Origin of the sequence: Paenibacillus sp. Root52 (genome assembly GCF_001426865.1) — a bacterium.
Lineage (GTDB): Bacteria > Bacillota > Bacilli > Paenibacillales > Paenibacillaceae > Paenibacillus.
The window spans coordinates 984725-1000182 of record NZ_LMFO01000001.1; the positions used below are offsets into that span (position 1 = coordinate 984725).

Here is a 15458-nt window from a genome sequence, read left to right on the forward strand (position 1 = left end):
GCGCTTTTCTTTATCTGTCAACCTTACGTTTGCTATAGTTGAACTACAGCTACCTAACATATTGAACACACTGAAGCTGATCTATCGTTTCTGTCATCAATCACCTGTTATTGCACTAAATTTATATGGTTTGGATCAGGATTATGATAGGCTAAGCAACTCTGCTTCTAACGCATCCCAGTTCGGTGTGGACACATCGGATAAAGTTCTCCAACCTGCAAATGAGTTATTCAACGCCTTGAGCTCTACTACTGTTCCATCAATCAATCGACTAACCGGAAGCGCTAAGAAAAGCTTTAGCGCCCAGCGGATGAAGTGAGGATGTTTGGTAATCCACGATGCTTGCCCCGCAGGAATTAGCGGATACCCTAATGAATCTAATACACGGAAGCCCTCCCCCATCGCCGCCACCATCTGACGCATGCGCTTGTCATCACGCACAACCTCTTTCATCTGAAAGCCATGGAATAGAATGACCATGTTCATCGGCACAACCAACACCATGTGATTTTTCAGCCAAGCATCGATTTGTTCATGAAAATCAAGCTTGTATTTGGTTCGCATAAATGCCTGCTCCAGTAGGGAACGGAAAGGAATCGTGCCATCCAATCCCCCGATGACCATCTGCCCGTGGCCGCCACGGATACAAATAACTTTTCCGTCAGCACGTGTACCAGCAGTAGTCTGGAACCCAAAAGCAACCTGTTTAGGTGATCTCTTAGATTTGCTTAAATAGTCCTGCATCGCGTATGTATCCATATTGTTACCGACTAGCACGATATGGCGGCTATCGTTATCCGCGAGGATCGGCAGCACAGCCTCGAAGTCGGAATATTTCATCATGACGAAGATTAAGTCATACACATCTTCCGGTTCTAATGTACGAATCACCTGAACGGAATCAACCGTTGTCTTACGCTGAAGGTAATGTCGGATGACGACTCCCTCGTTTTCCAATTCCTCCGCTCGCTTGCCTCTTGCTAACACAGTCACGTCATGCCCCCCTTGAACGAGGACATGCGCTAGATAGCTTCCCTGCACACCCGCACCGTACACGAGTATCTTCAATAGAATTCCCCCTCACATAATTAACAGTTGTTGTATATCTAACACCTGTGTACTACAATCAAGGTATCATTGAGAACGATACACGCGCAATGGCTAATCACATTCGCTTTTGTTGAAAATTGAACATTGAACACTGGATGTGTTCAAGAAAGAAGGGAAAAACCATGGATCGACGCATTATGCGATCAAGACAAATGATTATGCAAGCGTTTATTGAGCTGTTAGGAGAGCAGGATTTTGAGAAAGTTACGATACAGGGGATTGCGGATCGAGCCAATGTCAACCGGGGAACAGTCTATTTGCATTTTACGGATAAATACGACTTACTAGAGCAGAGCGTGGATACATATCTGATGATGTTAGCTGACAGTTGTATACCGGAGGAAGGAACCACCACCGAACTGTCCCGGGATCTGTTCATTCGTGCGTTCACGTATCTGAAGGAGCATGCAGCGATCTATAGCGTACTGATTACGAACAAAGGTATTCCCACGTTCAGACACCGTATGACACAGATGATTAAGGGGAATGTCACTATGGTGGTGAACCATATGAAACTAGAAAGCGATATTCATAGGGATGTACTCGCCCAATTTTTATCCGTTTCCATTACAGGATTGATTGAGTGGTGGGTGGTCGAATCCATGCCGTATACACCAGAAGAGATGGTCGAACAGATGAATAAGATTCTTGAAGCAAGGCTGCAGCTATGGTGAAGACTTCCTTATATGCACGATCGTCTAGCCACCAATATCTCTCCTTACTTCTATAACCACTAATTCATGTACAACAAAAAAAACGCCGATCTTTGGCAGATGGACGGTTTCAAAAGCAGAGTGAGCTCATTATGTTCGTGTTAAATAAATGAAACAAGTCACTATAGTAGTGACTTGTAATTTTTTTGTATACATTTTATGGTCACCTTTTGATATCTTCTATCTACGTTTTCCTCTTGTTTTTCTTTGCTTCTCATTTTTACCACTTTATATCCCTCGTTTAGACGTTTTATCGCTAAAAAGTGAACATGCTGTTTGGATGAAAACATCTGTAGCATTGGATATGTCATTCATGTCTGGCACGGCTATATTAATATCTCTGAACATATTGGGCTTTAATTCACGTAATATTACTTGTTCCGGTAGAGATGAGAGCGCTCCTCGAGTTGTAATAATAATCCCTAAATCTTCTTTGACCATACTGAGTGCTGTATCGAGATGATCAACTACAAACCGTACTTTAGGTTTCATTTTAAACTCATTAAATATCGCATGTACTGGTGCCTCATATCCACCTCTTCCAAGAATTAAATTCTCACCTTCCAATTCAGGAATCTGTATGAATTCGTTCTGAACTAAAGGGTGGTTTGAATGAATAACTACAATGAACTCATCCTGCACTAATGGAATAATATCAAAGTCATGGTCTGGAGATATCGTTATTCCTACATCAACAGATCTAGTTCGTAACCATTCTTTAACTTGATCCACACTGCCTTCCGAAAGCTTGATTTCAAGACCTGGATGCTTTTCTTCCATTGTGCGTATAATTTTGGGGATAAACCTTGTACATGCTGTAGGGTAAGCTCCTATATGAACTTTTCCAATTTCTAACCCTTTCTCGGCTGCAACTAATTCATCCACTTTTTGCAATTCACCCAGGACATTTCTAAAAAGAATTAATATACGTTCTCCCACATCAGTAAAAACCACTCCCTTTCTCTTGTTTCTCACAATCAACTTTGTACCTAATTCGGATTCAACAGCTGCCACAATGCGACTTACTGCTGGTTGCGTCATATGCAATTCTTCGCCTGCTTTTGTAAAACTCCCTGTTTCCGATATCTTAACTAAGAGTTGAATTTGAGTCTCATTCCATACCATTTATGATATCTCCTTCATAACAAATATGCATTTTATAATATGTAAAATTCAATGTAACATAAAAGAAAATATTTCATCAAGAATTCACAGGAGGTATTTCGTGCATGGCAACTCGTTACAAGTTATTCTTTTTCGCACTCATACTAGCTTCTTTCAATCTTAGACCTGGGATCACTTCAATCAGCCCAGTCTTACACGGTATAACCGATGACTTAGGCATGAGTTCAACTTCAGCCAGTTTACTGACTTCAATCCCTTTATTATGTATTGGGTTGTGCTCATTATTTGCTGGGCGCTTAGCCAACCGTTATCAATCTGAAAAGATTATTGCGATCTTCATTGCTTGCATTGGTATTGCAACATTTCTAAGGTTCTTTACGAATTCTCCCATATATCTATTAATTACCGCTTTATTCATTGGTGCAGGGATCGGTATTGTAAGTCCATTAATGTCTGGATTTATCAAAAGTTACTTTCCAGATAAAGTGCCGCTTATGATCAGTATGTATTCTACATCAATGGTCGTTGGTGCATCGATTGCAATAGGGCTAACAACACCTATACAACATTGGTATAATGATTCGTGGAAAATCGGACTAGGCTTCTGGTCTATATTTGCACTCATGGCTGTCCCGCTTTGGTTTAGGGTTATCAGGCATCCCCATACGCTCAAATATAAAACAGCTCAGCAAAACAGAGCTTCCTTACCAATAAAAAATAAACAAGCGTGGTTATTAACCTCTTTTGTCGGAATTGTCATTCTTTTGTTCTATTGTTTTGCAGCTTGGCTTCCAGCAATTGTAGAAGATAAGGGATATGCTTCATCATATGCCGGTCTTACAGGTACCATTTCGATGATTGCACAGTTGCCAGCTACGCTGTTGTTACCTCTTCTCTTAAGAGCCGTTCCGAGTCGAAGATTCTGGATTACATTTTTCACACTTAGTGAAATTATAGGTTTAGCTCTTCTGAGTTTTACAAATATTACACCTGTTGTAGCAAGTATTTGTTTAGGAATTGGTGCCGGTGGTCTTGTTTCATTAACCTTATTATTACCCATTGATAAAACAAACTCCCCCATTGAGGCAAGTACGTGGTCAGCCATGACACAAGCCATTGGGTATATGATAGGTGCAGTTGGTCCTTTTATCATTGGATTACTATATGACTACACAGGCAGCTTCCTCCCCACGATGTATTTGTTAATTGGTATTGGATTCATTGTGATATTCTTAGGTTGGAAACTTACCGAACCATCTTCTAAAAATGTAGGATAAAATCATTGAAATCGTAAAATAGCTACTCCTTTTAAGTTTCGGCTATATGGAACACCAAACGAATAAAGCAGCTGATCACATAGATCGACTGTTTTTTATTCGTTTTTTATTCTAACCGCAATAACGTTTCCCATAACCTCATATATTAATCTGCGTCGAATCCATCACAAATTGGAGTGGGTGCTATATTACAGACGCTGATGTAAACTAGAACTATGTAAAACAATGAGAGGTGAGTTATGGACGAGACAATTGATCAGCTTCAGTATGATGAAAAACACTATTGTTGGGAAGGCACGATAGAGGTTCAAGCTTCAAAAGATTTATTTCAAACAGATCTGTATACCCTGAATACGTTTATTGATGAAGCAGAACAGCCTTTATGTATAACCGCTCTAAACAGTATCGATTATGTAAAAGAACATTTTGAGGAAATATATCATATCTTTTTGGAAAGTATGCTCGCATGGCAAAATAGCAATAAAATGGCTTATGAAGTCTATGATGAGGAAACACATAACTTTGATCCTATCCATTTCAGTCATAAAGAAGAAATTCATAACTACTTAGGTTCTCCGCTCCTTCAGATTCATCCTAGTTATATCAAAGACCAATTTTCATACTATTCCGTCAACTTTTTTAATCAAAATAGGCTTTCGATTGAGCATGGATTTAGCGCACTTTTTCATAAGAAAGAGTTAATTGATCTCATACCTTTCGATGCTGAGACTGGTTTACAAAATCTTATAGATCTGGAGCCAGACTGTACGCGTTGGCAGCCAAACTTCTGGATGTTGAAGCTGGAGCGCTCCGAACTTTTGTACAACGATCCCCCTACCTTTAAGAACGTTTGGCTGAACGGAACATCTACATAAAACCAACCCAACCAGTGTGTAGATAGATGAATCCTAATAACCGTGCCACCAATGTACGTCCCCAGTGCACGCCGATACGCCTTAAATAGACGGGAAGCTGATGATCGTCGGAAGAGGATTCCTACCTTGATACTGGTACAGCTATTCTAATTGCATATCGATTAACGGCATAAAATCTCTCCTTTTGATAACGTATTAGTCTACACATTCATCTGATCACGATTTCATCGATTCCTCCTAAAACCGCAATACAAATGAAACTCCGGAACTGGTTGTCCCGGAGTTCACTCCTTTTAACGATTCTAGCTACAATAGCTTTCAGTCACGTTGTGCTGCCTTGAACATTAATGCTTTAGCATAATTCCAAGTGAATTCTGGCTCCCTGGTGGTTAGGTTCCAACTGTATCGCTTCATTGAATCGTTTTTTGGCCTCTTCTTTTTTACCGAGACCCAGTAATCCAAGACCAAGCATGAACAGGCAGTGGGTTTGATTACGCTTGTTCAGATCGTCTTCAAATACCAGAAAATCAGGTAACGATACGGCAAAGTAATCAATTTTAACATCATCAAACAGATGTCTTTCTGCATAATCAATCAGCTTGTTGAAGCGACGCTTTGCTTCTTTTGAATTGTTCAGTTGATCCCACGCTAGCCCTTGATAGAATATCATCTCTGGCGGCTGATCATTATAATACATCGCACTAGCAGGTTCTTCTAACCCCTCTGAGGCAAGTTTCCAATGGACGATGGCCTCTTCTTGCTTGCCAAGTCCCTGATAGGCGAGACCCAGTTCATAGTGCACATTGTTTTCTTGTGCGCCTTCGAGCTTCCCTTCACCAAGGTTCTCAGGATAATGGAATGCCCGCTGTAGAAGTGAAATAGCATCTTGATACGATTCTCGTTTGTTCTCCTGCTTCGCAAGCTCAACTAGCGCAAGCGTATATTGTCCTGTTGTTTTCCCTTCTCCCCCTTCCCAAGGATGGAAACGTCGACCTAACAACAATGACAAGGCTTCATTATAGTTGCCCAAAGTATTCAGCAACGTAATATATTCGAGATAAAGGTCGTCACGATGTTCGACAAGATGCATATGTTTCTGAAGTTTCGTCAACCGTTCCTGTGCAGAAACGCCAGTCTTTTTATATAACTGATCTAGCTCATAAAAAACGCGGGCATCTTGTTGATCACATTCAAATGCTTGGTTAAGCGATTTCAATGAAGCATCTGCATCATTTTGTTTATTGTAATAAGCCAACGCAAGATTGCGGTGTGCTGTTGCGAATGTACTGTCAAGACGAATAGAGATTTCCCAATGATGAATGGCGTCTTCTGCTCGTTTTTTATCATAATAAAGGTTTGCTAGATAATAATGCGCTTTACTATCTGATGGATTTTGGTTAACCGTATGCAGCAATACGCTCAGATCGAACAGGCTATTCGGGAAACAATAATCCGGAGCAGCCTTCTCTCCAAGGTTACGTACTTGCCCTGCTTTATCGCTCTGTCCCAACTTGTCATAGACATAAGCCAGTGTGTAATGAACCATTGGATATGTCGATCCACCCTGTAACGAGCGTATTTCTTCTAACACATGAGCTGCTTCCTCGAAAAAGCCACTTCCTGCATAATCCCAAGCCAGATTCAAGAAGTTATGTGCATCATCTCGCATGAACTGGTGTAGCTCAGTTTGTACGGCATGAGCCTCCTCGCTTTTAGCTTTTGCTTCAAGATTCATGAATTTTTCGTATCTCGCGCCGAAATCTGCAATGTCCATCGTTAGCGTTTCATCGGCAAAAGCAATGGCCTCTTCGTGACGGCCTAATTTGCGAAGCAGTGCCGTTTTCACCAATCTTGATTTGTAGTTTCTAGCATTACGAACCAGTGAACGTTCTACCAGATCTAGCGCTTCCAGATATGCTCCCCGCTCGGATGCAATCTGGCTTAATGCATAGTAACCACTATCCTGATAAGCCGAAGACCACACTGCCTTATAAAATGCCTTGAAGGCTTCTTCATTTCGTTCTTGAAGTCGAAGCGTTAAGCCAAGTTGGTAGTAAGCTTCACTATCGTATGGATTAGGGTTGCGCCAGGTCAATGATTGGATAGCCGTACGGAAATGGGTTTCCGCCTCTTCCAGTTCTCCTCTTCGAAGCAACAGCGTACCATAAGCGACATTCAGACGGATGTCAGTACGATCTCTTCTTAAGCCTTCCTGATAGTAGTCTTCCGGTTCGAAGGTAGCATGTCGATATTGCTCCAAATGAAGTCCGGCAAGATACAATTGTTCTGTGCTTTTCAGTTCTTCTGGAAGAGGCAACGGCTTCGCGGCATCTGGAATCTGTTCAATGGATGGCTTGGCTGGTCTATAGCTGATGAGTAAGTTCTGTTCAGAATCCCTCACCGTTAAAGTTAAGTCATGCGGTTGATCTCCTTCATCCAACGTAATCACCGTTTTATAAGTCGACGTTGGAGAAAGGGTTACACTCTCCGTTACATACGTACGCTTATGCCCTTTTAATTCGACTGTTGCGCCTTCAAATACAGATGTTGCATAGGCCATGACTGTCGCAACTCGCAGCGCTTCATTCACTTCCAAATTTACTGCAGCATCGATGGAAGCGTTCTTAACAACTCCGATATTTTTGTAAGGCATGAAATACTGGGTAAACGACTTTTCTTCATACGGCTGGAGCCATGTAAAATCAGGTTGGTTGTCGGTGAATACACCAGTCATCAACTCAATGTAAGGTCCATCTTCATCCGTTAAACTTCGATCCCAAGCTTGACCGAATTCGCCATTCCCCCATGTCCATTGCTTCTTACCTGGTGAAACATGATGATTGGCTACATGCAGCAGTCCTGCCTGGACGCTATGGTCATAACCTCCCACAAAATTATAGTCAGACTTGTACGCCATGTATGAAGTAGGAACCGGTATATTTTTGTATCTAGAGATATCGACACCCTCAGAATAATCCATTTTGTAATACGTACCTGTAGCAATAGGGAATTTCGACACATCTCGTTTTCCGTGATCAAATACAGCTGTCACATCTGGAGGAAATACCGTTTGAGTATGGTCATTCACTGCTACGGCAGGATTTGCCCACCATAAGAACGTTTGCGGTTCAGACGTACGATTGTACATCTGTGCAGTAATTTCGATATAGGCTTTGCCTGGATGCAATGTGAAGCCTGTCGTCACTTTGGTACCGTACATTCGATCGATCTCACTAACCCACACCGTAGCGCTACCATCTTGGTTCTCCGTAACCGTGTGTTGTACAGCTCCAAATGTATTAGGTCGGTGATGCTGCGGCCAGTTAAACTCGATGCCTCCTGAAATCCATGGCCCAGCAAGTCCAACAAGTGCCGGTTTAATGACACGATTATAGTAAACGAAATCATAATTGTTTGTTTTATCTAATGCACGGTAGATTCGACCGCCAATTTCCGGCATGATCTCGATTCGAACATATTCATTTTCGAGAATAGCCATTGAATAGGTTTGAGATACTTTTTCATCCAGGATCTTATCAATAACCGGAAGTGGGTATACTCGTCCAGAGCTACCCTGGTATACTCGCTTCTCCAGAAACATGGGATTTTTGTCGGGTTTACCCGTTCCGTAGGTAGGGATTTCAACTTTTTCCTCCCAAACACGAACCTGATTAGATACAGCCGATGATGAATCATTTGTACTCATATGTGATCCTCCTTACTATTTATAGCTTTAATTTAATGCTATATTAGCCTATAAACAATTAACGAAAGTCGGTAGTTAATGGACTATATTCTTGTATGTAATTTTGGAAGAGCCCCAATTAATAAAGGATTATATGAATACATTCAAAATATTCTTTATAAAAAATAACAAGCCAATTTCGTGAGTAAAACCTAGCGCTTGTCCCGCTCATATCCTCCATCTGCTGCACTCTCGGAAATCTGCCGATGTGTACCTATTAGAGGCTGAGCCGCATACTCAGCCATAAAAATTTCCTCAGATTCTTCGTCGTTCAACCTTAGTTTTCATGCACGCTTCGGTATTCGGTAGGAGACAACCCGTTGCGTTTCTTGAACGTTTTACTAAACTGGTAGACGTCCGAATAGCCGCATGCTCTAGCGATATCGGAGATGGAATCACTGGTGAACCGGAGCCGGCGAACTGCATGCTCATTACGAAGCTGATTCAGATACTCCTTGGGGCTGCACCCGTACCGGGCTGCAAAAGTTCTCCGTAAATAAACAGGTGAGAATCCCGTCTGCTCAGCCAATTCGGTGATCCGTAACTCGGTAGCAAATTCTGTATCTAACTTCCCTTTGAAATCTCGTAGTGCCTCTATTATTCCGTCCTCATCACTGTGCCTTCCTCCTGCTTCAGCGGCTTCATGGATCTCTTGTATCAATCGATACCAGACTGACTTTACTCTAGCCTCTCGCACCAGATCTCCAGGCACCCATTCCCTCTCTGCTTCCCGGAATTGTTCCCCTATCCTGCTCGTACGCTCACTTTGCAGAGGCATCAGAAATGGAAGCCTCAACCGCTCAATCGGCGTAGGTTTATCCCATTCATTTTCATTTTTAATAAGCGAGGCACAATCGAACAGAATCATTGTCATACGAAGTGGATGTGCATCAGACGATTTCATGTATAGAGGCAAGCCCGGCCATAGGTATACTAATGTTCCTCCGCCAACCTCGATATCTCTCTCCTCACAACGAAACGTTCCCTTCCCACTGTAAATGTAATAAAAGGTATGCCCCGTTACCGTCTGCCTAATATCTTCCCATCCTGGCAGTGGTGGCTTGGCAAGTACCCAATGGATGTGCACTACCATATTTCCCAAAGCATAGTCCATATCATAATCCCCCTTTCTATAATAGTATCATTTTTGACAAATGATGAAGATTGTTTTTACCATTGTCGCTACCTTGGTTCGAATGCTACACTCCCAACATACAGACCATCCAAGATGTTCTATTGCAAAAATATAATGGAGATGATGATTATGATTCGAACGTTTCAGCAGCATCGACTTAGGGATTCGCAACAGCTTGATGGATTATGGGATTTCGTTTTTGACAAGGACGATGTCGGAATAACCGAAGGGTGGAATACGAATTTCCCTGCCAATCCTGATCGTGTACCTGTACCAGGTTGTTGGAATAACGAGCTCGGTAAATACGAATACGAAGGTGTGGCATGGTACCGTACCTGGGTAACCCTTGATAATCCTAGTCACCTGCGTCTACTGTTTCACGCTGTAATGGGGCATGCCGATGTCTATTGGAATGGCCAGCATTTAGGATATCACTATGGTGGATTCACTCCGTTTGACTTTACACTTCCTAACGTTACTTCCGGTGTACACGAACTCATTGTCCGCACAGACAGTACACTTGGAACGAACACGTTGCCCTATCATATTGTAGATTGGTTTCATTACGGGGGGATCATCCGTCCAGTAGAGATACAACGTTTGTCAGATGTATGGGTTGAGGGAATGCGGATTACCTATGAAATGACAGGCGATTCTAGCGCAAATGTCCGAATTTTACTTAAGCTTAATTCATTATCTGATAAACCCCTCGAAGTCCCTGTTTCACTCTATCGGAACAATGATTTTTTTCAAAATGAGAACGCTTTCTTACCAGCAAACGGAAGCACGGAACTTTTGCTGGAACAAGAATGGTCAGACATTCAACGTTGGGAACCCGAAGACCCTACCCTGTACCTATTTCGAGCAGTCGTTGGACAGGACGATCTGACTGATCGCATGGGTTTCCGCACGATAGAGACCCGTGACAAGAAGATTATACTGAATGGCAAGGAGCTATACTTACAGGGTGTTAACCGGCATGAAGAGCATCCCGAGTGGGGGTTCGCTTTTCCTAACAAATTGATGACCAAGGAACTGGATATCATCCGCCAGATGGGATGTAACACAGTACGTGGGTCACATTATCCTCAGAGTGAATACTGGATTGACCTGCTTGATGAGCAAGGCATCCTGTTCTGGAGTGAAATACCGATATGGGGTGCTGCTTTTCCCGCCAAGGAAACGGATGATCCTCTCTTCGTGGAACGCGCGTTAACCATGATGGATGAGATGATCGAACGAGATTTCCACCACCCTTCAATCCTGTTCTGGTCTGTTCATAACGAGATCGATACACGCTCTCAGCAGGCTTATGATCTATCCGTCAAAATGACTGAGCTCGTTCGGAAAAAAGATTCATCTAGACTTGTCGCTTTTGCCACGATGCACCCTATGACTGATATCTGTCTTGGACTATTCGATGTTATTGGAATTAACTATTATGGCGGATGGTATTTCGGTCATGTTGAGTTCGAAGAAATGCTCCAAGTCTTTCATGAGCGTTGCAACGAATATGGAGCTGAACATACCCCGGTGCTTATGACTGAATTCGGCGGAGCGGGAGTCTATGGAGATTCTGGCTGGGAACCACGCTTATTCAGCGAAGACTATCAGGCTGATCTACTCGGCAAGTCGCTGAAGCTCTTCCGAAGCGATCCTAAGATTAGTGGAACTTATGTGTGGCAGTTCGCTGATACGCGTGGTCAACTCCTAAGCCATCAACCGCACTTTAGAGACAGGGCACGCTCCTTCAATAACAAGGGGCTGGTTAACGAATATCGAAAACCCAAACTTGCTTATCGTGTGGTTAAGGGGATTTACACCGACCATAACGATCCGTACAACTGGGGTTCTACACTGAACTAGATACCGTCATTCCAATGATATAAACATCATTAAGGATAATCAGGAGGGCGATGGGTTTATGATCAAGCACACAAAAAAGTTCAACAGGTATACTGCTGTATTCATTATCACAGTACTATTCACAACGACTTTAGCCGCGTGTAGTGGTCAACAAACCGATTTAACCAAGCAAACAGATCCAGACCAACCCTTAACCAAACTTACGTATTGGGTTGACTTGTTCCCCGATGCCGCTGCGATTATGAAAAGTTATGGAGAAGTGACGGCTTGGAAGGAAATTCAAGCAAAAACCGGCGTAGAGGTCGAATTCCAACACCCAGCGCAAGGCCAACTCGGAGAGCAATTTAACTTAATGGTTGCATCAAACAAGCTGCCTGATGTTGTTGATTATGGTTGGAATGCTTACCCTGGTGGAGCGCAGAAGGCGATCAGAGATAAGAAGCTTGTCCCTTTAAATGACTACTTGGAATATGCTCCAAACCTGAAGAAACTTCTTGAAGATAATCCTCAGTGGAGAAAAATGGCTTCTACTGACAACGGGGACATCATTGGCTTCCCTTTCATCCGTGAAGATGTCACCCAACAAGTTTTCCTTGGGCCTGCGATCCGTCAAGATTGGCTGGATAAGTTGAATCTCGACACGCCAACGACCATTGACGAATGGTATACCGTTTTGAAAGCGTTCAAAGAACAAGATCCTAACGGTAATGGCAAAGCCGACGAAATTCCAATCCTTATGCCGGCAGGCGAGCTAGCTTTTGCAGGTGCATTTGGCACCCCTAATGATTTCTTCCAGGATAATGGGACTGTCAAATACGGCCCGATTGAACCTGGCTACAAGGAATACTTGACCACCATGAATCAATGGTATAAAGAAGGTTTACTCGACAAGGATTTTGCAACCAACGATGCCAAAATGACAGACGCTAAAATCACAGGCGATCAGGTGGGATCGGCGGTGCTATTTCTCAATGGCGGAATCGGAAAATATATGGACTTAATGGCGAAGAGCCAGCCTGATTTTCAAATCGTCGGAACCCCCTACCCAACGCTAAATCCAGGGGAAAAGCCTGTATTCGGACATATGGATAATCCCGTCACGGATATCTTTGCAGCCATCACAGGTAGTAATCAAAATGTGATTGGCACTGTGAAATTCCTGGACTACCTGTACAGTGAGGAAGGCAAACGCATCATGAACTTTGGTAAAGAAGGTGAAACCTATACACTGGTGGATGGCACGCCCAAGTATACGGATGTTATTTTGAAAAATCCTGACGGACTTCCCATTTCCCAAGCCTTCCGAAAGCATATTATGGGTGCTACCTCCGGGCCATTCGTACAGGATGTACGTCACACGGAGCAGTACACTACAAAACCACAACAAAAAGAAGCAATGGCATTGTGGTCAGACACAACACAGGTCAAACGAATGCCTCCCGTTAGCATCTCTGTGGAAGACAGTAGCCGCTACTCCTCCATCATGACCGATATTAATACGTTCAAAGATGAAATGGTACTGAAATTCATCATGGGTTCAGAGTCGCTCGACAACTTTGATAACTACGTCGAGATGTTAAAAGGCTTGGGCATCGAAGAAGCGATTCAAATTCAGCAATCCGCTTTGGAAAGATACAACAATCGATAGGTATGGCTAACCATCCGGAATATGGCGGACGATCGTCTGCCCTATTTCGGGCATCCGGGAGGGATAATTTCATGCCTGAATTAAACAGTAACCCTGTGCAAACAAGCACAATACCTAATGAAAGCAAAAAAAGCATCATTAAAAAGGATCTTGTTCGCAATCGTTTTATCTATTTGATGCTTGTTCCTGTCTTGATTTATTATGCCATTTTTCATTACGGTCCAATGTATGGTCTGTTGATTGCGTTCAAGGATTACGGTATAGCAGATGGAGTATGGAACAGTCCTTGGGTTGGTCTGGCTCATTTTCAGAACTTCTTTGAAAGCCCTTACTTCTGGAGACTTCTACGTAATACATTAATGATCAGTCTGTATGAATTGCTTTTTGCCTTCCCTGCCCCAATCATTCTAGCGCTGTTACTGAATGAAATTCGTGTCATGATCTTCAAACGGGTTGTGCAGACGATTAGTTATCTCCCACACTTTATATCCATTGTGGTTGTGGGTGGTATGATGGTCGACTTTTTTGCCCGCGATGGCTTGATTAATAATTTCCTCGGCTTTTTTGGTTTAGAACCCACGGCATTCCTACAAGAGTCGGAATGGTTCCGCTCCATTTATGTATCCTCTGGAATCTGGCAAGGTATAGGATGGGGTTCCATTATCTATCTCGCTGCGATGTCTTCCATTGATCCAACGCTGTATGATGCAGCTCGTATTGATGGTGCAGGGCGCTGGAAGCAAACGCTGCATATTACGATTCCAGGTATTATGCCTACGATCGTAATTCTGTTCATTCTGAATGTAGGTGCGATGCTTGCTGTCGGAAGTGAAAAAATCATTTTGCTATACAACCCGCTCACTTACGAAACAGCTGATGTCATCTCTACCTATGTATATAGAAAAGGTATTCTTGGTGCCGATTTTGGGTATTCCGCTGCAGTAGGCCTGTTCAATTCAGTCGTCAGCTTCATTCTACTTATACTCGCCAATACCGTCAGCAAGCGAGTAAGTGAACATAGACTTTGGTGATAAGGAGGTCGTGAAGAATGCAATATAAACGTTCTCTGGGTGAAACTATATTCTCATGGTTTAATATCTCCTTTATGCTTTTGCTATGTTTTGCTACGCTATATCCCTTTATTTATATCCTCTTAGCTTCCATAAGCGACCCAACCGAAATATCCAGGTTTCGCGGGATGCTCCTCTATCCAAAGGGATTTAGCATGGATGCTTACACAGCCGTACTACAAAATCCTATGGTGCTCACAGGATATCGGAATACGCTCTTCTATGTCATAGCGGGTACAGCCATCAATCTAATTATGACCACCCTCGGCGCTTATGCTCTTTCCCGTCGTAACGTTTATTTCAGAAACCATATTATGCTCTATATTGTGATTACCATGGTGTTCAGTGGTGGACTCATTCCCTCTTTCCTTCTCATTAATAATCTAGGCATGTTAAATACACCTTGGGCTCTACTCTTGCCGGGAGCGATTAATTCATTTAATTTAATTATTATGCGAACCGCGTTTCAGACCATCCCTGCGAGCTTAGAGGAATCCGCACGCATTGATGGAGCGAATGACTGGGTCATTATGACCCGAATTATTATTCCGCTCTCGATGCCAGTTATTGCCGTCATGATTCTATGGTACGCTGTAGGGCATTGGAACTCTTATTTTAATGCTCTAATCTACTTACGTGACCGTGAACTGTTCCCACTGCAACTCGTACTCAGAGAGATCCTCATCTCTAACAGCACAGACAATATGATGACAGGTGCAGCTACCGGTGATCGGATGGATATAGGCATTACGATTAAGTACGCAACAATCATTGTATCGACGTTACCCATCTTGGTTCTTTATCCGTTTCTGCAAAAATACTTCGTACACGGAGTTATGATCGGTGCACTTAAAGAATAACAGAATAACAGAGCCTCATAGAGTTAGCAGTTAA

General features: G+C 42.8%; 12 protein-coding genes. 7 read left to right on the plus strand and 5 right to left on the minus strand.

The genetic code is table 11. The features are described from left to right. Positions 1–141: 141 nt before the first annotated feature. Positions 142–1068 carry a ketopantoate reductase family protein gene (locus ASD24_RS04315; protein WP_056691982.1) on the minus strand — a complete coding sequence of 309 codons (927 nt, stop codon included), beginning with the start codon at positions 1066–1068 and terminating at the stop codon, positions 142–144. Between the two features lie 164 nt (positions 1069–1232). On the opposite strand from ASD24_RS04315, the gene ASD24_RS04320 reads away from it, so the two are divergent. After that, positions 1233–1784, plus strand: coding sequence for a TetR/AcrR family transcriptional regulator (locus ASD24_RS04320; protein WP_056691983.1), 552 nt, complete (start codon positions 1233–1235; stop codon positions 1782–1784). 267 nt (positions 1785–2051) lie between these two features. On the opposite strand, the gene ASD24_RS04325 is transcribed toward ASD24_RS04320, so the two are convergent. After that, the gene (locus tag ASD24_RS04325; protein ID WP_056691986.1) at positions 2052–2948 is read right to left on the minus strand and encodes a LysR family transcriptional regulator; all 897 of its coding nucleotides are present in this window, start codon (positions 2946–2948) and stop codon (positions 2052–2054) included. Positions 2949–3052: 104 nt separating this feature from the next. On the opposite strand from ASD24_RS04325, the gene ASD24_RS04330 reads away from it, so the two are divergent. Then, positions 3053–4225 (plus strand): MFS transporter, encoded by a 1173-nt coding sequence (locus tag ASD24_RS04330; RefSeq protein ID WP_056691988.1) that lies wholly within the window; start codon positions 3053–3055, stop codon positions 4223–4225. Positions 4226–4464: 239 nt separating this feature from the next. After that, positions 4465–5100: a hypothetical protein gene (locus tag ASD24_RS04335; RefSeq protein ID WP_056691990.1), complete on the plus strand. Its 636-nt coding sequence runs from the start codon at positions 4465–4467 to the stop codon at positions 5098–5100. Positions 5101–5452: 352 nt separating this feature from the next. Here ASD24_RS04335 and ASD24_RS04340 read toward each other — a convergent pair whose 3' ends face one another. The 3 genes from ASD24_RS04340 to ASD24_RS29845 form a co-directional block, all read right to left on the minus strand. Further along, positions 5453–8806 (minus strand): DUF5107 domain-containing protein, encoded by a 3354-nt coding sequence (locus ASD24_RS04340; protein WP_056691992.1) that lies wholly within the window; start codon positions 8804–8806, stop codon positions 5453–5455. A 191-nt stretch (positions 8807–8997) separates the two neighbouring features. After that, positions 8998–9120, minus strand: a complete 123-nt coding sequence (locus ASD24_RS31285) for a hypothetical protein (protein ID WP_268795308.1) — start codon at positions 9118–9120, stop codon at positions 8998–9000. 2 nt (positions 9121–9122) lie between these two features. Beyond that, positions 9123–9959, minus strand: coding sequence for an AraC family transcriptional regulator (locus ASD24_RS29845; protein WP_082560261.1), 837 nt, complete (start codon positions 9957–9959; stop codon positions 9123–9125). A 135-nt stretch (positions 9960–10094) separates the two neighbouring features. On the opposite strand from ASD24_RS29845, the gene ASD24_RS04350 reads away from it, so the two are divergent. The 4 genes from ASD24_RS04350 to ASD24_RS04365 all read left to right on the plus strand — a co-directional run bounded on the left by ASD24_RS04350 (position 10095) and on the right by ASD24_RS04365 (position 15424). Further along, the gene (locus ASD24_RS04350; protein ID WP_235540343.1) at positions 10095–11846 is read left to right on the plus strand and encodes a glycoside hydrolase family 2 protein; all 1752 of its coding nucleotides are present in this window, start codon (positions 10095–10097) and stop codon (positions 11844–11846) included. 58 nt (positions 11847–11904) lie between these two features. Beyond that, positions 11905–13494 (plus strand): extracellular solute-binding protein, encoded by a 1590-nt coding sequence (locus ASD24_RS04355; protein WP_056691995.1) that lies wholly within the window; start codon positions 11905–11907, stop codon positions 13492–13494. Positions 13495–13565: 71 nt separating this feature from the next. Continuing rightward, a complete protein-coding gene (locus ASD24_RS04360; RefSeq protein WP_056691997.1) occupies positions 13566–14525 on the plus strand; it encodes an ABC transporter permease in 960 nt (319 codons plus the stop codon). Between the two features lie 17 nt (positions 14526–14542). Then, positions 14543–15424 carry a carbohydrate ABC transporter permease gene (locus tag ASD24_RS04365; RefSeq protein WP_056692000.1) on the plus strand — a complete coding sequence of 294 codons (882 nt, stop codon included), beginning with the start codon at positions 14543–14545 and terminating at the stop codon, positions 15422–15424. Positions 15425–15458: the final 34 nt, after the last annotated feature.